Source organism: Methylobacterium sp. Leaf123, assembly GCF_001423405.1.
Classification (GTDB): Bacteria; Pseudomonadota; Alphaproteobacteria; order Rhizobiales; family Beijerinckiaceae; genus Methylobacterium.
Map to the genome: position 1 here is coordinate 145,655 of NZ_LMNS01000004.1, position 19,539 is coordinate 165,193.

Sequence of the window (19,539 nt, forward strand, 5' to 3'; positions counted from 1 at the left end):
ATAAACAACCCCTGAGCCGGCGCGACAGCTGCGCGCTGGAAGCAGGGTTAGCGCGTTCACCAGGCGAAAGGCCGGCGGAGACCTGCCGGAAAAACCCTGTGAAAACGATAATCGAAGTTGAGGCACAACGTTCCCGATCCGGTGAACGGCTCACCGCGTGACCGGTGCTCGCGTTCCTTGCGACGCGCGCGTGCGGAAGCTATCCCGCTTCGGAGTGCCTCATAAAAATCCCCGTCTCCGATCGTCTCTCCACTTGGCATGGCGGCGCAGCGGGCATTGAGTGAGCGACACGATTCCTTTGGAAGACGGCGCATCGGGCCTCGCATGCATGCTCTCGTCACGGGCTCGGCCGGCTTCATCGGCCATGCGCTGAGCCGCCGTCTGCTGGCGGCGGGCTTCGGCGTGACGGGCTTCGACGGCCTCTCGCCCTATTACGACGTCGGGCTGAAGCGGGCCCGGCACGCGGATCTCGCCCGATCTCCCGGTTTCGAGGCGGTGGAAGCGCGGCTCGAGACGCCCGGCGCGCTCCTCGACGTGATGGCACGGGTGAAGCCAGATCTGGTCTTCCATCTCGCGGCGCAGGCGGGCGTTCGCTACAGCCTCATCGACCCCGGCGCCTATGTCGAAGCGAATCTCGTCGGCTTCGCCAACCTGCTGGAGGCGGTGCGCGCCCACCCCGTCAAGCACCTGCTCGTCGCCTCGACCAGTTCGGCCTATGGCGGCAATGCGAGCGTGCCGTTCCGCGAGACCGACCGGGCGGTCTCGCCGCTCACCCTCTACGCCGCCTCGAAGCTCGCCAACGAGGCGATGGCGCATTCCTACGCCCACCTGTTCCGCGTGCCGACGACAGCGTTCCGCTTCTTCACGGTCTACGGACCGTGGGGGCGGCCGGACATGGCCCTGTTCCTGTTCACCCGGAAGATCCTGGCGGGCGAGCCGATCGAGGTGTTCGGCGAGGGGGCGGCGGAGCGCGACTTCACCTTCATCGACGATCTCATCGACGCGATCGTCGCGCTGTCGGAGCGCCCGCCGCCGATGCCGTCCGAGGGCGGCCCGGTCTCGGCGGCCGACACCCTGAGCAGCGTCGCACCCTATCGTCTGGTCAATATCGGCGGCGGCCGTCCGGTCCGGCTCGATGCCATGATCGGCGCCCTGGAGGCGGCCCTGGGTCGCAAGGCCGAGCGCGTGCTCAAGCCGCTGCCGCCCGGCGACGTGATCCGGACCCATGCAAGCCCCGACCTGCTGCGCGACCTCGTCGGCAAACTGCCCGAGACACCGCTGGAGACTGGCATCCCCGCCTTCGTGAGGTGGTATCTCGACTATTACGGGGACCAATAGAGCTCTTGCGGGCCAGGGCATCCAGAGAAGAGCCCCTGGAGGGCGCGTCGCACCGCCCTCGTTCCCGAAAACGGATCACAGCCTTTCGGGGTCTCACCTTCCCCGGATGCGCCCACTCCGGCCACGCTGAGCGAATTGCCCGCACCGGAAAATATGCCGACCCTCGCGACGGGCGGTCTCCTCGACATTTTTTGAGGATCGGGTCCGCCGCTTCAGGGAGACGGACCACCGATGCGCATCGCGATGATTGGCTCGGGCTATGTCGGCCTCGTGTCGGGTGCCTGCCTCGCCGATTTCGGCCACGAGGTCGTCTGCATCGACAAGGATCCGGACAAGATCGCCGCCCTCAACGAGGGCCGCATGCCGATCTACGAGCCGGCCTCGATACCCTCGTCGCCGAGAACGTGCGGGCTAAACGCCTCTCTTTCTCCACCGATCTCAAGCCCGCCGTGGCGCAGGCGCAAGCCGTGTTCATCGCGGTCGGCACCCCGTCCCGCCGCGGCGACGGCTTTGCCGACCTCTCCTACGTCTACGCCGCCGCCCGCGAGATCGCTTCGGCGCTGACCGGCTACACCGTGGTCGTCACCAAATCGACCGTGCCCGTCGGCACCGGCGATGAGGTCGAGCGCATCATCCGCGAGGCCCGGCCCGATATAGATGTCGGCGTCGCCTCCAACCCCGAATTCCTGCGCGAGGGCGCCGCCATCGGCGACTTCAAGCGGCCCGACCGCATCGTCATCGGCGCCGAGGACAACCGCGCGGCCGCCGTGATGCAGGAGGTCTACCGCCCGCTCTACCTCAACCAGGCGCCGATCCTGTTCACCGGACGGCGCACGGCCGAGCTGACCAAATATGCCGCCAACGCGTTCCTGGCGACCAAGATCACCTTCATCAACGAGATCGCGGATCTGTGCGAGCAGGTCGGCGCCAACGTGCAGGAGGTCGCCCGCGGCATCGGCCTCGATAACCGCATCGGCTCCAAGTTCCTGCATGCCGGGCCGGGCTATGGCGGCTCGTGCTTCCCGAAGGACACGCTGGCCCTGGTGAAGACGGCGCAGGATTANTCCAAGTTCCTGCATGCCGGGCCGGGCTATGGCGGCTCGTGCTTCCCGAAGGACACGCTGGCCCTGGTGAAGACGGCGCAGGATTACGGCACGCCGGTTCGGATCGTCGAGACGGTGGTGGCGGTCAACGATCAGAGGAAGCGTGCCATGGCGCGCAAGGTGATCGCGGCCTGCGGCGGCAGCGTACGGGGCAAGCGCGTGGCGTTGCTCGGGCTGACGTTCAAGCCGAACACCGACGACATGCGCGACGCGCCCTCGCTGTCGATCATCGCCGGCTTGCAGGATGCCGGCGCGCAGATCGTGGCCTACGACCCCGAGGGGATGGAGCAGGCGCGGCCGCTGCTGCAGGGGGTCGCTTACGCTGAGGACGCCTATGCCTGCGCGGAGGGCGCGGACGCCCTGGTGATCGTGACGGAGTGGAACGCGTTCCGGGCGCTGGATCTTGCCCGGCTCAAGGGCGTGATGCGCGCGCCCGTCCTCGTCGATCTGCGCAACGTCTACGCGCCGGAAGAGGCCCGCCGCCAAGGTCTGCGCCATGTCGGCGTCGGCGCCCTGGCAAGCGGCGACTGAACCGGCCTTCGGGACGCGGCTCTAACGCGCCACGCGGCGGGCGAGCAGGAGATGCATCGCCTGCGCGGCGAGCCCTCCGGCCATCGCCGCGCCGCCCTTCACCACAAAATCGGCGAGCCGGCCATGCCGGCTCACGGTCAGGCCCTGGGCCGCCTCGAGCCCCCCGGCGAGGGCGACGGCCGCGAGGAGCGCCCATCCCCAACGCCGCGGATAGGAGAGCACGAGCAGGAAGCCGAACAGCGCGTAGGCGCCGGCCCGCTCCAGGGTCGGCGAAGCCAGGACCGGACGCGCTTCGAGCGGCGAAAGCGTCACGGCGACGAGGCCGATGGCCACGACCCATGCCATCAGGCGAACAAGCGTCAGCATAAGATCTCGTGCGCGCAAGCCGGCACCCAGGTCAAGCGCGCCGGCCGCACGCGCCGATGCCGCCCTACCGGCTCACTCCCCCGATGCGGCGATCAGCGAGAAGACGACACCCAGGGCGAGATTGCAGGCGAGCAGGATAACGAACAGGGTCATGGCCGCATCACGCCGTGCAGGTCAGGACGATGTAGGGCCAGCGCAGAGGGCACGAGGCCCGCGGCGCATCCGAGGCGCGCGTCGTGCTCTGGACGCTGCCCCATCCGCGGCCAACATCACCATCCTCGGACCGCATCTCCGGCACGGCGCCGCGCACCGGCAGGGATGGAACAAGGCAGGATACGATCAGCGTGATCGAGGCGGCACGGGCGGTGACTACGATCTTCGGCATCTTTCCCCTCGCGACATCTCACATTTCGCAAGAAGCGGGTTAGAATCGGCTGTTTGCGGGCATGTTGCGTCGACTGTTGCGTTGAATGCACGGCCGGCCGGTTGCGGTGACGGGAGGGACGTTTTCCGCTGTGAGGTTGAAAAATATCTTTGAGGATGCCCTCGGCTACTTAAGTGCAAATGATGCCGGATATCCCTAATTTGGAGGATGCAATTGTCCCGAAATCGTTGCCTGCTAGCCCCCGAGGGGGCACGGGCCGCAGTGAGACCGGGGCGCGCCAAGGGGGTGCCGGCTGCGGCGCGACGCCCCCGGAGGGGGACGGGTCATGATGAGGAATGGAGCGGTTCATCCGCGCTGGGTCTTGCGCAGGGACGAGCGGCGGACCGGGCGATACCACGGCGACAAGGTGGTGCGGTGGATCGCACGCCCGACGCTGATGAAGGGGCGCAAGAAGGGGTCGGCCGATGCCGAGGACGGCTCGGGAGGCTACGCGCCGCCCTCCCGCCCGAACGGATATGGGGGCCTGCGGATCGTCTCCGACACGTGATGTGAGGGGAGGGGCTGGGGAAATCGCCGAGGCCATCGGGCACGCGCTCGATTCCCCGGCGCGAGGCCCCGCCCTGGGGTTGGCTCGCAACCGAAGTCGGGCAGCGCGGCTCATGTAAGCGCTAGCTTCAGACCAAGCCGGTTCTCGCATTGGTTCCGAGAGGGTTTGCGCAAGATCCGTGAGGATTTAGGCTGCCCTTACCCTGAGAATCCCTTGGCAAGTTCTTCAGAGCGGTCCATGCTCGGCTTCGAAAGCCGCCGGACAACGCGGCGGCATCGGAGGGTCGTCCCATGCTCGCCGCCAACCGCTTGGTCAAATCGGCCTGGATCGCCGTCGATGTCACCAAGGAGCGCACCGAACGGGTGCTCGTGGTCGAGGCCTATATCGCCGTCAGTCCGCTGGAGAAGAACTTCGACGCCCACCGCTACGACAAGGTCGTTGAGGATGTGCGCCGCGTTCTTGCCGAGCACCCCGAGATCGACCGGGCCTCGATCCTGAGCATGCATCGGGATGCCGGCTGCACGGCCCTGTTCCGCAGCCAGCCCGCACACGCCACGGCGTAACTCGGGTTCCCCTGCGGATCGCTCACCGCCGGAGAGTCGGCCCTCGCATGGGGGGACCCGTGCGTCAGTGGTCGTCCGCGCCGATGCCGTTGTCGAGGAACATCCGGTAGGCCGGGTTGTCGGTCTCGTCGACATAGGGATAGGCGAGCGCTTCGAGGGCGGCGTCGAAGCGGGCGCGCTCCGCCGCCGGCACCTCGATCCCGGCCAGCACCCGGCCGTAATCGGCGCCGTGATTGCGGTAGTGGAACAGGCTGATGTTGAAGCCGTCTCCGAGGGCTTCCAGGAACTTCATCAGCGCGCCGGGCCGCTCTGGGAACTGGAAGCGGTAGAGCCGCTCGTCGGCGAGCCCCGCCGCGCGCCCGCCCACCATGTAGCGGACATGCACCTTGGCCATCTCGTTGTCGCTCATATCGGCGACGCGGTAGCCGGCACTCTCCAGGGCGGCGATCAGGTCGCGCTTCTCGGGCTTGCCGCCGGGCAGGTTGATGCCGACGAAGATGCGCGCATCGCTGCCTTGCGCGTAGCGGTAATTGAACTCGGTGATCGCGCGGGGGCCGAGCGCGCCGATGAAGGCGCGATAGGCGCCGGGCCGCTCGGGGATGGTGACGCCGAGCAGCACCTCGCGCTCCTCGCCGATCTCCGCCCGCTCGGCGATGTGGCGCAACCGGTCGAAGTTGAGGTTGGCGCCCGACGAGATCGCCACCAGCGGCCCGGCGCCGGGGTTCTTCGCCGACCAGGCCTTGGCGCCGGCCAGACTCAGCGCGCCCGACGGCTCGGAGATCGCGCGGGTGTCGTCGAAGATGTCCTTGACGGCGGCGCACATCGCATCGGTATCGACGGTGATGACCGCGTCGAGATGCTCGCGGCAGAGCCGGAAGGTCTCCTCGCCAGCCTGCCGCACCGCGACGCCGTCGGCGAACAAGCCGACGGTCGGCAGCATCACCCGGTCGCCCGCCCGGATCGCCTCGGACATGGTGGCGGCGTCGTCCGGCTCGACGCCGATCACCTTGGTCTCGGGGCGCAGATATTTCACGAAGGTGGCGATGCCGGCCGCCAACCCGCCGCCGCCGATCGGCACGAAGATCGCCTCGATCGGTCCGGTATGCTGGTGCAGGATCTCCATGCCGATCGTGCCCTGGCCGGCGATCACTTCGGGATCGTCGAATGGGTGCAGGAAGGTCAGGCCCCATTGCGCTTCGAGGCGCCGTGCCTCGGCCAGAGCCTCGTCGAAGGCGTCGCCGTGCAGCACCACCTCGGCACCGCGCGCCCGGCAGGCATCGACCTTGATCGCGGGGGTCGTGCGCGGCATCACGATCACCGCCCGCACGCCGAGCTTGGCTGCGGCCAGCGCCACGCCCTGCGCGTGGTTGCCGGCCGAGGCGCAGATCACCCCGCTCGCGAGCCGCTCCTGGGACAGCGAGGCCATCTTGTTGTAGGCGCCGCGCAGCTTGAACGAGAAGACCGGCTGCAGATCCTCGCGCTTGAGCAGCACGGGACGGCCGAGCCGCTTCGTCAGGCGGGGCATCGGGTCGAGGGGGCTCTCGATCGCCACGTCGTAGACGCGGGCGGAGAGGATCTTCTTGATGTAGTCGGTCACGGGTAGGCTTTCGGCCGCGTCATCGGGCAGGGCACAACCGGCACTTAGTCCTTCCGCGGCCGGGATGCGAGGGCGGGATGCGCGAGGAAACGGCCCGCAGTGTCAGAGCCGGATCCCGGAATGGACCTGCCCCGGATCGAGGGGAAAGGCGAAGGTGGCGCCGATGCCGTCGCGGAAGATGCGCACCACCTTCGCCGCCGTGTTGCCGATGGTGATGCTCGCCCCGCGCGAGAGCGAGTGGTCGAGCGCGAGCGCTGCCCCGGAGGCCGAGACGTTGATCAGCCGACCCGGCAGGACGCGACCGTCTTCGAGGGTCACGAGCACGTCCTTACGGGCCGGGTTGATCCGCGGATGCGCCCGTGTCGCGTCGAAGACCCGCCCCTGCTCGCGGGCCAGCGCCAGCATGGTGCGGGCGACCTCGGCCGCCCGCTGCCGGGATGCCATGAGGCGGACGACGAACTGGTTGTCGCCGCTGCGGACGACCCGGACCTCGATCTGGCCGATATAGCGGATGCTGCAGGTGAGCGTCTCATCGACCGCCGGATTGGAGGCTGAGCGGAAGGTGATGCCGGCCCGGGAGAGATCCTGCGTCACCGCGTAGAAGTCAGGCTGCCGCCGGCCCCAGCACAGCGCGGGAAGAAACACCGTATGGAGGTTGGCGGCGGTGCGCTCGATCATGGTGCCACGTGTCATCGTTGCGCGACACTGGCCGTGCAGCCCTGAAGGGAAAACGCCCAAAATTCCTCGACTTTTCCGAAATTTTCGCCGCGCGAACCGCCGCGCCAAGTCATCGACTGTGAATTCGAGCCAATCGATCCTCGGCTCCGCCCAATCTTGCTCTCGCCACAGCCGGATGGGGATAGCCACAGAGCATTGTCTCGAAGCTACAGTGAATTACCGCGAAATTTATACATGATTTTTCTGGTTGGAATCGGAAACAGCGATACAAACAGGGACAAGAATTGGATAGAACGACTCAAGACCAGATAAATTTCGACCCGATCTGGCAGCCATTCCAGGGGAGCATACCGCTTATTCCATCATATGATGGTGAAAGAGGCGTGGATGATCCTCGCCGGTTGTCAGGGGGCGGCCGCTCCGGGCATGGTCGGGGGATGAGCGACCTACCGCCCGACACCGATCGCATCGCCCGTCTCGAGATTCGGCTGACCGAACAGGAGGCCGTGATCGAGGATCTGAACGCGGCCATCACCGCGCAGTGGAAGGTGATCGACCGGCTCACCCGGCAGCTAGGCCGGTTGCAGGAGCAGGTCGAGGACAGCGCCTTCCGGGGCGCCAGCGGTGCGCCGGAGCCGCCGCCCCCGCATTACTGAGGCGAACCGTCATGGGGCAGGGGAGGGTGAGATGCGGAGCGTGATGCGCGGCCTCGGCCTGTGCCTCGCATTGGTGCCGTTCGCCGCAAGCGCATTCGAGCGCGCGCCGCCTCCCTCCGAGGGGCCGATGGAACCCTGCCCGAGCCAGGGGGCAGGCTTCTTCCGCATTCCCGGCACCGCGACCTGCATCCGCCTGTCGGGCCGGGTGAGGGCCGATGCCGAGATCGGCTCGCGCCGTACCGACATCCCCGTGCAGGGCCGCATCGCGGTCGATACGCGGAGCGACTCCGCCCTCGGGCCGGTGCGCAGCTTCGTCCGGATCGACGCGGGTCAGCGCTGAGGAGCGCCGAAGCGCGCCGGGTCAGTCGTCGCGATAGACGCGCTCGCGGCGCTCGTGACGTTCCTGGGCTTCGAGCGACAGGGTCGCGATCGGCCGCGCATCGAGCCGCTTGAGCGAGATCGGCTCGCCGGTCTCTTCGCAGAAACCGTAGGAACCGTCCTCCAGCCGGGCCAGGGCCGCGTCGATCTTGCTCGTCAGCTTGCGCTGGCGGTCACGAGCCCGCAGCTCGATCGCCCGGTCCGTCTCCGAGGAGGCGCGGTCGGCGATATCCGGATGGTTCTCGTTCTCGCTTTGAAGCGCGCTGAGAGTCCCCTGCGCCTCGCGCAGGATTTCGCTCTTCCAATTGAGCAGCTTGCGTCGAAAGTACTCGCGCTGCCGCTCATTCATGAAGGGCTCGTCGTCGGAGGGCCTGTAGCCGTCCTCGATCGTGACCTTCGCCATCGTCTTATCCTCGCGCTCCCTGCCGGTCAGCGGCGATCGTCGGCGAGGCTATAATCGAGCTGGGCAAGCTCTACAACGCGCGGATGCCGCCTTGCAGCGTCTCGCGTGAAAAGCTCTCGCATTGCGGCAAAGACGACACGCTCAAGTGGCCCTCGACCCGACATCAGGTTGAGCCGGTGCGCTCGCTCTCGTGGGCGCGCGAGGGACGCCGACCACGAACGCCGTGCGTGCTCGGCGATGAAACCGCCCCGCTCAGGGCGCGCCGCGCAGCCGGACGATGGCGGCGGCGATCTCGTCGGCCAGGGGGCGGGCAAGGGCGTGCCGGTAATGGGTCTGGTCGAAGAACAGGCCGGGATCGTGCAGGGCCGGCCGCTCGCGCCGCGCATCGATGAGAGCGCTGCGCCCGTGCCGTCGCAGCGCCGCCGCCGCGGCGTTCCGGCACGCGGCCTCGGCGTGGGCGCGCGGCGTACCGGGCCGGGGGAGGCCGGCGGCGTAGACGGGCGGGAAGACCATGACGACAGCGGTCTCGGCCGGCAGTGCGGAGAGCGCGGCGGCGAGACGGTCCGCAGCGGGAAAGTCCGGCCCCGCCTGGCCCGGAGTGGCCGCATCGGGCACCGGCGCTTCGCGGGCGGCGCGGAGGTGCTCGTCGTCGAGGGAGCCGAGCTTGAAGTAATCCGGCTCGTAGTCCCACCAGCCGTCGGTGGTCGCCCGCTTGCGGCGCGGGCCGACGAGCCAACCGATGCGGCCGACCACCTCCTGGGCCACGGAAAAGCGCAGGAGCCCCCGCAGATAGGCCAGCGGATCGGGGCTGTAGAGCCAGAACGGGAACGGCTTGTCGTTGGCCAGTGCCGGATCGTCGGTGCACCAGTAATCGTCCACCGAGAGGATCACGGCCTGCGGCGCCGGATGGTGGCGCAGGAACCAGCCGAGCAGCGCGAGCTGCTCTCCGGGGCCGGTGGCTGGCACGGAGAGCTGCACGAAGCGAATGCCGGTCGCCGCCGTGAGCCGCGCGGGCTCGATCAGTTGGATGTGGGAATTGCCGAACACGGCCCCCGTGAAAGCCGGGTCGCGCCCGCGTGAGGCGGCGGCGGTGCGCGGGCCCTGCGGTCGCACGGCGCCGGCCGAGAACAGCGTCGAGCGCCCGCTATCGTAGGGATCGATCAGGACGGCCAGCGTGAGATAGCCGGCGAGCAGGCCGAGGGCGGTACACAGGAACAGGCGCGCGAAGGCTGCCCAATCCTGCCGCCCAGGGCTGCCGGAGGCGGATGCCATCTCAGAACTGGAAATAGATGAATTCGTAGTTCGCATCGTCCCCGATCTTGAGGAGCACGACAACGAACAACAGGGCGAAGGCGGCCGCGAGCCATCGCTTCGGCGGCAGGCGGTGCACGGCGGCCCAGGCGGTCGGGCCGATCATGGCGACGGCGGCGGCGATCGCGATGGTGCGCCACTTGAAGCCCGCCCCCGTCGGCGCCAGCCCGAACAATCCCTTGTAGATCGCCAAAGCCGCCTCGAACGAGGAGGCGCGGAACAGGACCCAGGTCAGGATCACGAAACCGGCCGTCAGCGCCCAGCCGAGGAGATGCGGCAGCCGTCCGCCCGCCCGGCGCCACAGCACGCCCGCCCCGAGGCCAAGGCCGTGGGCGGCGCCCCAAACGACGAAGGTCAGCCCCGCCCCGTGCCAGAGGCCGCCGAGCGTCATGGTCGCAAACAGCGCGCCGACCTGGAGCGCAAGGCCGCGGCGGTTTCCGCCCATGGCGATGTAGAGGTAGTCGCGCAGGAAGCGCGACAGCGTCATGTGCCAGCGCCGCCAGAAGTCGCGCAGCGAGGTGGCGCGGTAGGGCACGTCGAAGTTCTGCGGTAGCACGATCCCGAACAGCAGCGCGAGGCCGAGCGCCATGTCGGTGTAGCCGGAAAAGTCGAAATAGATCTGGAAGGTGAAGCCGAGCGTCGCCTGCCACGCCTCGGCCATCGTCACCGCCTGGCCCGCGGCGGCCGCCTGGAACACCGGATTGACGTAGACCGAGAGCGGATCGCCGAGGAACACCTTCTTGGCGAGCCCGACGGTCAGCAGCATCAGCCCGCGCCCGATCCGCTCGGCGGCGTCGGGCCGCGCGTAGGGGCGCTCCTCGAACTGGTGCATGATCTCGCTCCAGCGCACGAGCGGGCCGGCGAGAACCTGCGGGAAGAAGGCGATGTAGAGGGCGTAGCGGGTCAGCCCGAAGGCCGGCGCGCGCCCGGCCCTCAGATCCGTCAGGTACATGATGTGGTGGAAGGTGAAGAACGAGATCCCGAGCGGCAGGGCGAGATCGACCCGCGGGAGATCGATGCCGGGGATCAGGTCGGCGAGATCGGCGAGGAAGCCGAGATATTTGAAGGCGCCCAGCACGGCGAGGTTGCCGGCGAGCGCCAGCGGGAACAGCCAGCCGGTACGATCCCGCGGCAGGGCGCGGGCCACGAGCCAGTTCACGCCGATGGAGGCGAGGAGCAGCGGCAGGAAGCGCCAATCCCACCACGCGTAGAAGACGAAGGACAGCCCGACGAGCAGCGGTAGCCGCGCCTGCGGCCGATAGCGTTCGGCAGCGGCGTGCAGCAGCAGCGCGACCGGCAGGAAGGCGAGCAGGAAGACGAAGGAGTTGAACAGCATCGCGGCGCGGACGATTCCCTTGGCGATCCGGCTCCGCTAGCGACCCGGCGAGACCGGCGCGCGCCCGCTCACGCGGCCAGCCTTGTCGGGGATCGAAGCGGACCCGTCAATCGCGCCGAAGCGGCACGGAAACGGCGCGGAGTCGTCCTCGCCACACCCGTGAGCAGACCCACGGAAGTCCCGGCAAGAAACCGAGCTCCGGACCACGGATTATTGCGATGGATGCAGGGCTTGCCGACAGTGGTCGTGCAGCACTGCCGACGAGACGAGTCAGTCAGCTTCGGTTCATCGAGGCAGACCTAGCTTCCCGCATCGGCCGTCTGTTCCGGCCGCAACGGAGAAATCGTACGATGACGCACGCGAAGGCGTTCGCATTGGCTGCGGTGGTCGCCGGCAGCCTTGGTGTCGCGGGCAGCGCCCAGGCGGCGCCCTTCAGCCCCGTCCCCCTCGCGACCGCGACGGACAGCACGCTCGTGGAGCGCACCGCCGGCGGCTGCGGGCCGGGCTTCCATCCCAATCCCTGGGGCATCTGCCGCCCGAACTGGGGTCCGCGGCGCTACTGGGGCGGCCCGCCCCCCGGCTATTATCGCCCGCGGCCGCTTTACCGGCCCTACGGCTATTACCGCCCACGGCCCTATTACTGGTGATCGCAGGGGCCGGACCTCGAAAAGAGATCCGGCCCTTTTTGTGTTCAGGCGCCCCGCGCCGCTTCGAGCTTGGCGAGTTCCACCGCCGCCCGCAATTCGATCTCGGCCACCAGCCCATCAAGGCGGGCGTCGCCGCTCTCCGCACTCCGCTCGGCGAGGCGGCCGGCGATGGCCTGAAGGTCGCGCGTTGCCACCCGGCCGCCGATCAGCGCGGCTTTCAGGCGGTCGAGCCCGTCGAGCAGGTCGTGCCCGCGCTGCACCGAGCGGCGGCGACGCTCCTTTTGCGCGTCGGCCCCGTCCTGTCCCTGGAGCGTGAGGAGGGCGTCGAGCCCGGTGAGCATGCCGGTCTGGCTCGTGCCCGCGGTCGCGGCCCGAGGCGCTTCTTCCGCTCCCGCCGTTGGGGCGAAGGCGCCCGGCGCGGCGGCGCGGCGGGTGGCGTTGAGCGCCCCTGCGGCGGCGGCGGCAAAGCGTGTGTCGACGCGCATGATGGTTCGAAACCTTTTCACACCCGCCGATGCACGGCGGGTGCCGATCTCCGAAGACATCGGCCGACAGGGTTAAGCGCGGGTAAACAGCCCGGCAGAAGCTGCCGGGGCGGCAGGAAACGCTCTCCTCCTCCACGCCGCTTCGGCACCGCCGTAAAACAAAAATAAGCTTACTATCAGAGACTTATCTTTTGGCACGGCCCTGGCAGAGAGGAAACCGGCGTAAAGTCGCCTGGTCCGGCTGCCGAGTTCCGATGCCCCTGCCTCGTCCCCACTTCGCCCGCCGACTCGTCGCGGTGCTCGCCTGCCTCGCGGTCCTGCTGCCGCCGGCTCCGGCCAGCGCGCTGTCGCGGGTCAAGGATCTCGCCGCCGTCGAGGGCGTGCGCACCAACCAGCTCGTCGGCTACGGCATCGTGGTCGGCCTCAACGGCACCGGCGACACCCTCAACAACATCCCGTTCACCAAGCAGTCCCTGCAGGCGATGCTGGAGCGGCTCGGCATCAACACCCGCGGCGCGACCATGCGCACCCAGAACCTCGCGGCGGTGATGGTGACGGCCAACCTGCCCCCCTTCGCGACCCAGGGCACGCATATCGACGTCACCGTCTCCTCGCTCGGCGACGCCAAGTCGCTTCAGGGCGGCACGCTGGTGGCGACCTCCCTGCTCGGCGCCGACGGTGAGATCTACGCCCTGGCGCAGGGCTCGGTGGCGATCGCCGGCTTCGCGGCGGAGGGCGAGGCCGCCAAGATCACCCGCGGCGTGCCGACCAACGGGCGCATCTCCAACGGTGCGCTGGTCGAGCGCGAGATGGCGTTCAAGCTCAACGAGGCGCGCTCCCTGCGGCTGTCGCTGCGCAACCCCGACTTCACCACCGCCAAGCGGATCGCCTCGGCGATCAACGACTTTATGGGCGCCGACACCGCCGAGCCGACCGACCCGGCGACGATCACCCTCCAGATCCCGGCCAAATACCGCGGCAACATGATCCGCCTCATCACCGAGGTCGAGCAGCTCAAGGTCGAGCCCGACCAGACCGCGCGCGTGGTGGTGGACGAGCGCTCCGGCATCATCGTGATGGGCCGCGACGTGCGGGTCTCCACGGTCGCCATCGCGCAGGGCAACCTCACGGTGACGATCACCGAGCAGCCGATGGTGAGCCAGCCCGCGCCGCTGTCGAACGGCCAGACTGCGGTGGTGCCGCGCACCGGGGTGAAGGTGGATACCGGTGACGGCAACAAGCTCGCCTTGGTGAAGGAGGGCGTGAGCCTGCGCGAACTCGTCGACGGCCTCAACGCCCTCGGGGTCGGCCCGCGCGACCTGATCTCGATCCTCCAAGCGATCAAGACGGCCGGCGCGCTCCAGGCCGACATCGAGCTGATGTAATTTCTATCCCATCGGGAGACCGCACATGCTGCCCCTCGCAACCTTCGCGGCCTCCGCCGCCGTCGGCGTCGGCAAGAACCTGCTCAACACGCTCGCGAAAACCGACGCGAACACGATGGACACGGCCAAGTCCGCCGCCTCGACCAAGGCGCGCAAGACCGCCGACGACTTCGAAAAGATGTTCCTGGAGGACAGCTTGGAGAAGCTGACGCAGAGCGAGGGCACGGAAGGGCCGATGGGCGAGAACGGCACCGGCGGCGGCGTCTGGCGCTCGATGATGACCAAGGAATACGCCAACGCCATCGTGAAGACCGGCGGCGTCGGCATCAGCAATCAGGTCTATTCCGAGATGATGCGCATGCAGGAGGCGGGCAATGGCCGCTGATCGGAGCCTCGCCCTGCGCCTCACCGACCACCCCTCGGCCCAGACCTTCGTGCGCGGGCTGCTCGCCACCATGATCGAGCTGGAAGCGGTGCTCACCCGCGAGAGCGACGGCGTGCGGGCCGGGCGGATCGCCCAGGCGCTGACGGAATCCGTGGTGAAGTCCGAACTCGCCTCCGCCTACATGAACGGGTTGGAGGCGGCCAAGGCCAACGCGATCGCACTCGCCCGCTTCGCCCCGGAGGGGCTGGAAGCGCTGAAGGCGGCCCAGCACCGCTTCGCCGCCGTGGTGGAAACCAACCAGCAGGTGCTCGCCACCGCCCGCGCCGTCTCCGAGGGGCTGATCAAGGCGCTGGCTGAGGAAGTCGCCAAATCGCGCACGCCCACCGTCTATGGCCGTCCCTCCCTCTCGCCCTCGCCCTACGGCCGGGGCGCGCAGGGCGGTCCGCTGGTGTTCTCGCGCAGCCTCTGACGACGGTGCAGCGCTCCGCACCGCGCGGCCTCGCTTCACGACTTCGTAACGGCGATCCGATCTTGTGGTTGTAGCGCCTCGATGCGGCGGACAGCCCGCCCCCTTCCGGCGCCCTGTCGCGTGCGCTTTGGGGAGGAACGGCGATGACGTCTATCACCACGAATCGCGGGTCGAGCCTCCCGCCATTCGCGCGCGGCGCCCTTCCCGCACAGCGTGCAGCCGCGCCGGATCGTCCGTCCGCCAGCCCCAAGACCGCCGCCGATCCGGCCGCCACAATCCACGTATCCGACAAGGCGAAGGCGGCGGCGGCCAAGCTGGACGCGGATCGCGAGGCGGCCGCGATCGCCGCCCGATCCTTCGACGAGCACCTGAAAGCGCGCTCCGACGCGTTCGCATCGAAGCTCGGCGCGGCCTTCGCGAAGAAAGGCATCCCCCTCGACGAGCCGATCGCCCTGCGGCTCGAATCGGGGACGCTCGTCACCGACAGCCCTTACCGCACGAAAATCGCGGAAGTCCTCAAGGACGACCCGGAGCTGGTGAAGGAATTTGAGACCATCGCCTCCCTGAAAGCCATGCGGACCGCGCAGCAATCGCTCGAACGCTACAACGAGGAGAAGAAGAGCGCGCGCAGCCAGGAGGAGCAGGATCAATCCTATGGCCGATACACGACGCGGATGCTCGATATCCAGCGGCTCTCCGGCACGATGGTGCTCGAGGACGGCGCCTTCACCTCGGCGGCGCAGGACTACATGGACCGGATGTCCGGGGCGACCCCTTCCACAAGCGCCGATCCGAGACGAGAAGCCCTGAAGCAATACGACTCGATCCTGGGAGCGAGCCGATAGCAGGCGGAAAACAATCCGCTCACGGCGGCGAGCGAAAGAATTTCATCTTATTTGGCAGCTGAAGCGTCTTTCCGCATCGGCCCCATGTTTTCATAATCATCGTCCGAAGATTCGAGCGACCGGAACCTTTCCGGCAGCGCGCCGCTTGCCCCCGAACACAATCATCGGAGGAAATGGCGATGTCGAACGACGTGCTCATTCCGCTGCTCGCCATCGTCACCATTGTCCTCGTCGCCGCCTTCGCGATCTGGCAGCGGGGCCGGGTCGCGCAATCGAAGAACGACCCGCGCCGCTCGGCCTTCACCGAGGCCCACGGTGAAGCGCCGCGCCCGAACCGGCCCGGCACCGAGCACTGACGCGCCCGGAGCAGCCCCCCCGAAAGGGGCCGGCTCTCGGAAGACGACGATGCAGAACAATAAACGAGCGCCGCGTCCTGGATCCGAGATCCAAGGCGCGGCGCTCGCTTTTCGCCGGGGGGAGGGCGCACACGCCCTCCGGTTTGAAAGTGCTCCACCGAACGCCCGGTCACCGCTCGATTCCCCTTCGGGCACGGCGCTGGGCGCGTTTCGCGAGAGCCGCTTAGAACGGCAGCAGGATGTCCACGAGCTGCTGGCCGTAGCGAGGCTGCTGCACGTCGGTGATCTGGCCGCGGCCGCCATAGGCGATGCGGGCCTGAGCGATCTTGCTCGAATCGATGGTGTTGTCCGACTCGATGTCCTCGGGCCGCACCACGCCGGCCACGACCAGCTCGCGCACCTCGAAATTGATGCGGATCTCCTGCTTGCCCTCCACGACGAGGTTGCCGTTGGGCAGCACCTGCGTGACGACCGCGGCGACGTTGGTGCTCACCGTCTCGGCGCGCTGAACCGAGCCGGCGCCGTCGCTCGACGAAGTCGAGGTGCCGTTGATGAGCTTGTCGGGGGCGATGCCGGCGGCGGCCACGCCCGCGCTGTTCTCCAGGCCGAAGGCGTTGGGCAGGCCGAAGCCTTCCGCATTGGTGCGCGAGCGCTTGGTCTCGTTGTTGAGGTTGGCCCGGTCGGTGACGTTGACCTTGATGGTGAGCAGGTCGCCGATCCGCGCGGCGCGCTGATCCTTGAAGAAGGCCCGCGAGCCCGTGCGCCACAGGGAGTTCGGCGCGTAGGAGACGGGGCTCGTATCGGGCATCGCCATCCGCACCGGCCGGTAGCCGGGTTGGGCGGTCGGGTCCTCGATCGCCGAGAGCGTCGGCGTGGCGCCGACCTGGGAGAGGCGGTCCACGGTGTTGCAGGCGCCGAGCGGCGCGAGCACCAGGATCACGGCAAGGCGGGAGAGGCGGGGACGGCGAGCGGTCATCGGAAGGGGTCCGGCGCTGGCGGGAAGGGAAGAGCGAGACGGAAGGAAGGGCGCGCGGCTCACGGGGCCGCGCTGGCCTGGAGGATCGGCTGAGGCTGCGGGATCGGGCCGACCGAGACCCGCCCCGGGGCGATCACCACGGCCTGCAGCACCTTCTTCGAGGCGGCGTTCGTCACCGAGACGCTGGCGCCGAGCCGGCCGTTCTCGTTGGCGACGCCGCGCAGCGACAGGGACACGCCGGGGGTCTCGAACACGATGGCGACGCTGTCGCCGCGGGCGACGAGATCGGGCGGGGCCACGTCGCCGGAGCGCAGGACGGCGCCGGCGCTGAGGGGACGCTGCGCCACCTGCCCGACGACCAGGGTCGGCGCGCCCTGCATGTCGTTGGGCACGCCGTCGCGCGGGCGGCGCTCGACAGTGAGGTCGGCACCGGTGACCGCCTCGCCGCGGTGGAGGCTGCGGGTCAGCACCGCCACCTCGCGGGTCTCGACGGCCACGCCGGACACCCGCAGCGAGGCCTGACGCTCGCCGAGCACCACGAGGCCGGCGACCCGGCGGGTGCGCGGATCGTAGGTGAGATCGACCGCCGCTGCCTGCCCGTCGAGGTCGAGCGGGGCGAGCAGCATCGGCGCATCGCCGTCGAGGCGTACCGAGAGGGATTTCGGATCGAGGCCGTAGCCGGTCTCCAGCGCGCGCTTGAGCGCCGCCTCGATCTCCGTCGCGCCGACCCGGCGGGCGGCGCGCTGCACCGTCACCTGAACCCGCCCGCCGGTCTCGATTCCGGTCAGGCCGAGGGAGGCGGCCGCCTCGATGATGCGGCGTGCCTGGATCGTGCCGACGGCGCCGAGGGCCGGCGCGCGGAACAGCGCACGGGCGGCGAGTTCGGCGGGGGCGCCTTCCACGAGGTCGCCGAAGCTGAGGGTGTCGCCGCGGGCGGTGACGTCGCCCCGCAGGCGCAGGGTCGTGCCGGCGGCCATCAGCGGCAGGGTGAACAGCGTCACCGCGAGGAAGGCGGCCAGCGCGAGGACGGTCCGGCCGATCACGCCGCGGGAAAGCGGGGTGACGGCGAGCGGGACGGGACGGCGGATCGGCCGGAGGGCGTGCATCACGGGTCGAATCCTCAACCGCGGAACATCTGCGAGGTGGTGGAGAGCATCTGGTCGGCGGCGGTGACGACCTTGGAGTTCATCTCGTAGGCGCGCTGCGCCGCGATCAGCGACGAGATCTCGGTGACCGCGTTGACGTTGGCCTCTTCGAGGTAGCGCTGCTGCAGATTGCCGAAGCCCTCCGAGCCCGGCAGGCCGGTGATGGCGGGGCCCGAGGCCGCGGTCTCGACGAACAGGTTGTCGCCGATCGATTCGAGGCCGACCTTGTTGACGAAGCGGGCGAGCTGGAACTGGCCGAGCGCCTGCGGCGCGGTCTGGCCGGGCATGGTCGCCTGCACCGCGCCGGTGGCCGAGATCGTCACCGAGGTCGCGGTGTTGGGCACCGTCACGCCGGGATCGAGCAGGTAGCCGTCGCGGGTGACCATCTGGCCCTGCGCGTCGAGGTCGAACGAGCCGTCGCGGCTATAGGCGGTGCGCCCGTCCGGCAGGCGGACGCGGAACAGGCCCTCGCCGCGGATCGCGACGTCGTAATCCTTCTCGGTCTGCGCCAGCGGCCCCTGGCTCATCGCGCGGGCGGTCGAGGTGGTCTTCACGCCCGAGCCCAGCGCGAGGCCGGCGGGCAGCATCGTGTTCTGGTCCGAGGTCGAGGAACCGGAGCGGCGCAGGTTCTGGTAGAGCAGATCCTGGAAATGCACCTGCTGGCGCTTGTAGCCGGTGGTGCGCAGGTTCGCGATGTTGTTCGAGATGACCTGAACGTTGAGTTCCTGGGCCGCCATGCCCGTGGCGGCGGCGTAGAGAGCGCGCATCGGCGTCGGTCCTTAAAGCCGGGGGGTCAGGCGACGTCGGCGAGACGGCGGATCGCCGTGCCGCGCAGCTCGTCGAGGCGCGAGATCACGCTCGAGACCATCGAGTAGGTGCGGTTCACGTCCATCAGCCGAGTCATCTCGACCACCGGCTTCACGTTGGAGCGCTCCAGCGCGCCGGGCTCCAGATGGGCGCCGGGGCCGGCGGGCCGCGCGGGCGCCTCGGACGAGAACAGGTTGGCGCCCTCCGACTTCAGCGCCTGGGCGTTGGCGAAGTTGACGAGTCGCAGCCGGCCGCGGATGCCGAGATTGGTCGAGATCGTGCCGTCGGGGGCGATGGCGAGACCCGTCTCCTGCTGGCCGATGGTGATCGGGCCGCCATCGCCCTGCACCGCGTAGCCGTCCGAGGTGACGAGGTTGCCCGTCGCGTCGAGTTCGAAGGCGCCGTTGCGGGTGTAGCGCAGGCCCTGCGGCGTCTGGACGGTGAGGAAGGCGTCGCCGCGCAGGGCCACGTGCATCGGGTTGCTGTCGGGCTCCACCGGCCCCTGGGTGAGGTCGAGCGGGGTGCCCTGGTCGATGACGTAGGAGAGGCGGCGGTCGCTCCGCTGGAAGCTGTCGGCGGAGGCCACCGGCATTAGGTATTCCTGGAAGCGGGCCGAGCGCGCCTTGAAGCCGGTGGTCGAGACGTTGGCCATGTTGTTGGCGATGACGTCGAGTTCGCGGGCCAGGGCGGTCTGGGCGGAGACGCCGACGAAGAGCGCGTTCTGCATGGTGTGCCTCGGATGGCGACAGGTTCGTCCCCTCCACCGCAGGGGGCGTGCCAATCCCGGCAACTTCGTTTTTACCTTAACAATCAGCAACTTGATTGAAGCAGAGCCTGGCGCCGGCAC

Annotated in this window: 23 protein-coding genes and 2 pseudogenes; 13 read left to right on the top strand and 12 right to left on the bottom strand. The window is 68.9% G+C overall.

Going from position 1 to position 19,539, the window contains the following annotated elements; genetic code table 11:
* Window positions 1–324 precede the first annotated feature (324 nt).
* The 3 genes and pseudogenes from ASF53_RS05835 to ASF53_RS26535 form a co-directional block, all read left to right on the top strand.
* Complete coding sequence (locus ASF53_RS05835; protein WP_056195306.1) at window positions 325–1,338, top strand: NAD-dependent epimerase/dehydratase family protein; 1,014 nt, start codon at window positions 325–327, stop codon at window positions 1,336–1,338.
* Window positions 1,339–1,569: 231 nt separating this feature from the next.
* Window positions 1,570–2,401: pseudogene (locus ASF53_RS26530) on the top strand (UDP-glucose dehydrogenase family protein); the annotation flags it as partial.
* 1 nt (window position 2,402) lies between these two features.
* A pseudogene (locus tag ASF53_RS26535) lies at window positions 2,403–2,972 on the top strand (UDP binding domain-containing protein); the annotation flags it as partial.
* 21 nt (window positions 2,973–2,993) lie between these two features.
* Here the strand turns inward: ASF53_RS26535 and ASF53_RS05845 are convergent.
* Both ASF53_RS05845 and ASF53_RS05850 read right to left on the bottom strand, forming a co-directional pair.
* Entirely contained in the window at window positions 2,994–3,338 is a 345-nt protein-coding gene (locus ASF53_RS05845; protein WP_056195309.1) for a hypothetical protein, read from the bottom strand.
* A gap of 160 nt (window positions 3,339–3,498) precedes the next feature.
* Entirely contained in the window at window positions 3,499–3,723 is a 225-nt protein-coding gene (locus ASF53_RS05850) for a hypothetical protein (RefSeq protein WP_056195311.1), read from the bottom strand.
* A 325-nt stretch (window positions 3,724–4,048) separates the two neighbouring features.
* On the opposite strand from ASF53_RS05850, the gene ASF53_RS05855 reads away from it, so the two are divergent.
* Together ASF53_RS05855 and ASF53_RS05860 are read left to right on the top strand one after the other, a co-directional pair.
* Window positions 4,049–4,270, top strand: coding sequence for a hypothetical protein (locus ASF53_RS05855; protein WP_056195314.1), 222 nt, complete (start codon window positions 4,049–4,051; stop codon window positions 4,268–4,270).
* Window positions 4,271–4,560: 290 nt separating this feature from the next.
* The gene (locus ASF53_RS05860) at window positions 4,561–4,833 is read left to right on the top strand and encodes a hypothetical protein (protein ID WP_012254350.1); all 273 of its coding nucleotides are present in this window, start codon (window positions 4,561–4,563) and stop codon (window positions 4,831–4,833) included.
* A gap of 64 nt (window positions 4,834–4,897) precedes the next feature.
* Here ASF53_RS05860 and ilvA read toward each other — a convergent pair whose 3' ends face one another.
* Both ilvA and ASF53_RS05870 read right to left on the bottom strand, forming a co-directional pair.
* Complete coding sequence (ilvA, locus tag ASF53_RS05865; RefSeq protein WP_056195317.1) at window positions 4,898–6,430, bottom strand: threonine ammonia-lyase, biosynthetic; 1,533 nt, start codon at window positions 6,428–6,430, stop codon at window positions 4,898–4,900.
* Window positions 6,431–6,532: 102 nt separating this feature from the next.
* Complete coding sequence (locus ASF53_RS05870) at window positions 6,533–7,123, bottom strand: PilZ domain-containing protein (protein ID WP_082482487.1); 591 nt, start codon at window positions 7,121–7,123, stop codon at window positions 6,533–6,535.
* 422 nt (window positions 7,124–7,545) lie between these two features.
* On the opposite strand from ASF53_RS05870, the gene ASF53_RS05875 reads away from it, so the two are divergent.
* Together ASF53_RS05875 and ASF53_RS05880 are read left to right on the top strand one after the other, a co-directional pair.
* Entirely contained in the window at window positions 7,546–7,764 is a 219-nt protein-coding gene (locus tag ASF53_RS05875) for a SlyX family protein (protein WP_056195323.1), read from the top strand.
* A 31-nt stretch (window positions 7,765–7,795) separates the two neighbouring features.
* Window positions 7,796–8,104 (top strand): porin, encoded by a 309-nt coding sequence (locus ASF53_RS05880; protein WP_082482488.1) that lies wholly within the window; start codon window positions 7,796–7,798, stop codon window positions 8,102–8,104.
* Window positions 8,105–8,125: 21 nt separating this feature from the next.
* On the opposite strand, the gene dksA is transcribed toward ASF53_RS05880, so the two are convergent.
* The 3 genes from dksA to ASF53_RS05895 form a co-directional block, all read right to left on the bottom strand.
* On the bottom strand, window positions 8,126–8,545 hold the full coding sequence (gene dksA, locus ASF53_RS05885; protein ID WP_056195326.1) for an RNA polymerase-binding protein DksA: 420 nt from the start codon (window positions 8,543–8,545) through the stop codon (window positions 8,126–8,128).
* Window positions 8,546–8,797: 252 nt separating this feature from the next.
* Window positions 8,798–9,817: a hypothetical protein gene (locus ASF53_RS05890; RefSeq protein ID WP_056195328.1), complete on the bottom strand. Its 1,020-nt coding sequence runs from the start codon at window positions 9,815–9,817 to the stop codon at window positions 8,798–8,800.
* 1 nt (window position 9,818) lies between these two features.
* Window positions 9,819–11,192: an MBOAT family O-acyltransferase gene (locus ASF53_RS05895; RefSeq protein ID WP_056195331.1), complete on the bottom strand. Its 1,374-nt coding sequence runs from the start codon at window positions 11,190–11,192 to the stop codon at window positions 9,819–9,821.
* Window positions 11,193–11,542: 350 nt separating this feature from the next.
* On the opposite strand from ASF53_RS05895, the gene ASF53_RS05900 reads away from it, so the two are divergent.
* Window positions 11,543–11,839, top strand: coding sequence for a GCG_CRPN prefix-to-repeats domain-containing protein (locus ASF53_RS05900; RefSeq protein ID WP_056195334.1), 297 nt, complete (start codon window positions 11,543–11,545; stop codon window positions 11,837–11,839).
* Window positions 11,840–11,883: 44 nt separating this feature from the next.
* Here the strand turns inward: ASF53_RS05900 and ASF53_RS05905 are convergent, their stop codons facing one another.
* Window positions 11,884–12,324 (bottom strand): flagellar assembly protein FliX, encoded by a 441-nt coding sequence (locus ASF53_RS05905; RefSeq protein WP_056195340.1) that lies wholly within the window; start codon window positions 12,322–12,324, stop codon window positions 11,884–11,886.
* A gap of 254 nt (window positions 12,325–12,578) precedes the next feature.
* Between ASF53_RS05905 and ASF53_RS05910 the strand changes: the two genes are divergently transcribed.
* The 5 genes from ASF53_RS05910 (at window position 12,579) to ASF53_RS26240 (ending at window position 15,764) form a co-directional block, all read left to right on the top strand.
* Window positions 12,579–13,709: a flagellar basal body P-ring protein FlgI gene (locus ASF53_RS05910; RefSeq protein WP_056195343.1), complete on the top strand. Its 1,131-nt coding sequence runs from the start codon at window positions 12,579–12,581 to the stop codon at window positions 13,707–13,709.
* Between the two features lie 25 nt (window positions 13,710–13,734).
* Window positions 13,735–14,094, top strand: a complete 360-nt coding sequence (locus ASF53_RS05915; RefSeq protein WP_056195347.1) for a rod-binding protein — start codon at window positions 13,735–13,737, stop codon at window positions 14,092–14,094.
* On the top strand, window positions 14,084–14,563 hold the full coding sequence (locus tag ASF53_RS05920; protein ID WP_056195350.1) for a hypothetical protein: 480 nt from the start codon (window positions 14,084–14,086) through the stop codon (window positions 14,561–14,563). Before ASF53_RS05915 ends, ASF53_RS05920 begins: the two co-directional genes overlap by 11 nt.
* 143 nt (window positions 14,564–14,706) lie before the next feature.
* A complete protein-coding gene (locus ASF53_RS05925; protein ID WP_056195352.1) occupies window positions 14,707–15,408 on the top strand; it encodes a hypothetical protein in 702 nt (233 codons plus the stop codon).
* Window positions 15,409–15,587: 179 nt separating this feature from the next.
* Window positions 15,588–15,764, top strand: coding sequence for a hypothetical protein (locus tag ASF53_RS26240; protein WP_200943167.1), 177 nt, complete (start codon window positions 15,588–15,590; stop codon window positions 15,762–15,764).
* Window positions 15,765–15,987: 223 nt separating this feature from the next.
* Here ASF53_RS26240 and flgH read toward each other — a convergent pair whose 3' ends face one another.
* From flgH to flgF, 4 genes are read right to left on the bottom strand one after another with little or no spacing between them, the layout of a single operon-like run.
* Complete coding sequence (gene flgH, locus ASF53_RS05935) at window positions 15,988–16,740, bottom strand: flagellar basal body L-ring protein FlgH (protein ID WP_056195360.1); 753 nt, start codon at window positions 16,738–16,740, stop codon at window positions 15,988–15,990.
* A gap of 59 nt (window positions 16,741–16,799) precedes the next feature.
* Window positions 16,800–17,846, bottom strand: a complete 1,047-nt coding sequence (flgA, locus tag ASF53_RS05940; RefSeq protein ID WP_056195363.1) for a flagellar basal body P-ring formation chaperone FlgA — start codon at window positions 17,844–17,846, stop codon at window positions 16,800–16,802.
* 14 nt (window positions 17,847–17,860) lie between these two features.
* The gene (flgG, locus tag ASF53_RS05945; RefSeq protein ID WP_003606772.1) at window positions 17,861–18,652 is read right to left on the bottom strand and encodes a flagellar basal-body rod protein FlgG; all 792 of its coding nucleotides are present in this window, start codon (window positions 18,650–18,652) and stop codon (window positions 17,861–17,863) included.
* A 26-nt stretch (window positions 18,653–18,678) separates the two neighbouring features.
* Window positions 18,679–19,419 (bottom strand): flagellar basal-body rod protein FlgF, encoded by a 741-nt coding sequence (flgF, locus tag ASF53_RS05950; RefSeq protein ID WP_056195366.1) that lies wholly within the window; start codon window positions 19,417–19,419, stop codon window positions 18,679–18,681.
* Window positions 19,420–19,539: the final 120 nt, after the last annotated feature.

Coding starts and splice junctions, on each gene's coding strand:
- ASF53_RS05905 (WP_056195340.1), bottom strand. CDS start 12,324: ATGCGCGTCGACACACGCTTTGCCGCCGCCGCCGCAGGGGCGCTCAAC.
- dksA (WP_056195326.1), bottom strand. CDS start 8,545: ATGGCGAAGGTCACGATCGAGGACGGCTACAGGCCCTCCGACGACGAG.
- ASF53_RS05900 (WP_056195334.1), top strand. CDS start 11,543: ATGACGCACGCGAAGGCGTTCGCATTGGCTGCGGTGGTCGCCGGCAGC.
- flgG (WP_003606772.1), bottom strand. CDS start 18,652: ATGCGCGCTCTCTACGCCGCCGCCACGGGCATGGCGGCCCAGGAACTC.
- ASF53_RS05850 (WP_056195311.1), bottom strand. CDS start 3,723: ATGCCGAAGATCGTAGTCACCGCCCGTGCCGCCTCGATCACGCTGATC.
- ASF53_RS05925 (WP_056195352.1), top strand. CDS start 14,707: ATGACGTCTATCACCACGAATCGCGGGTCGAGCCTCCCGCCATTCGCG.
- ASF53_RS05880 (WP_082482488.1), top strand. CDS start 7,796: ATGCGGAGCGTGATGCGCGGCCTCGGCCTGTGCCTCGCATTGGTGCCG.
- ASF53_RS05915 (WP_056195347.1), top strand. CDS start 13,735: ATGCTGCCCCTCGCAACCTTCGCGGCCTCCGCCGCCGTCGGCGTCGGC.
- ASF53_RS05910 (WP_056195343.1), top strand. CDS start 12,579: ATGCCCCTGCCTCGTCCCCACTTCGCCCGCCGACTCGTCGCGGTGCTC.
- ASF53_RS05845 (WP_056195309.1), bottom strand. CDS start 3,338: ATGCTGACGCTTGTTCGCCTGATGGCATGGGTCGTGGCCATCGGCCTC.
- ASF53_RS05895 (WP_056195331.1), bottom strand. CDS start 11,192: ATGCTGTTCAACTCCTTCGTCTTCCTGCTCGCCTTCCTGCCGGTCGCG.
- ASF53_RS05920 (WP_056195350.1), top strand. CDS start 14,084: ATGGCCGCTGATCGGAGCCTCGCCCTGCGCCTCACCGACCACCCCTCG.
- ASF53_RS05890 (WP_056195328.1), bottom strand. CDS start 9,817: ATGGCATCCGCCTCCGGCAGCCCTGGGCGGCAGGATTGGGCAGCCTTC.
- flgF (WP_056195366.1), bottom strand. CDS start 19,419: ATGCAGAACGCGCTCTTCGTCGGCGTCTCCGCCCAGACCGCCCTGGCC.
- ASF53_RS26240 (WP_200943167.1), top strand. CDS start 15,588: ATGTCGAACGACGTGCTCATTCCGCTGCTCGCCATCGTCACCATTGTC.
- ASF53_RS05855 (WP_056195314.1), top strand. CDS start 4,049: ATGATGAGGAATGGAGCGGTTCATCCGCGCTGGGTCTTGCGCAGGGAC.
- ASF53_RS05860 (WP_012254350.1), top strand. CDS start 4,561: ATGCTCGCCGCCAACCGCTTGGTCAAATCGGCCTGGATCGCCGTCGAT.
- flgH (WP_056195360.1), bottom strand. CDS start 16,740: ATGACCGCTCGCCGTCCCCGCCTCTCCCGCCTTGCCGTGATCCTGGTG.
- ASF53_RS05875 (WP_056195323.1), top strand. CDS start 7,546: ATGAGCGACCTACCGCCCGACACCGATCGCATCGCCCGTCTCGAGATT.
- ASF53_RS05870 (WP_082482487.1), bottom strand. CDS start 7,123: ATGACACGTGGCACCATGATCGAGCGCACCGCCGCCAACCTCCATACG.
- ASF53_RS05835 (WP_056195306.1), top strand. CDS start 325: ATGCATGCTCTCGTCACGGGCTCGGCCGGCTTCATCGGCCATGCGCTG.
- flgA (WP_056195363.1), bottom strand. CDS start 17,846: ATGCACGCCCTCCGGCCGATCCGCCGTCCCGTCCCGCTCGCCGTCACC.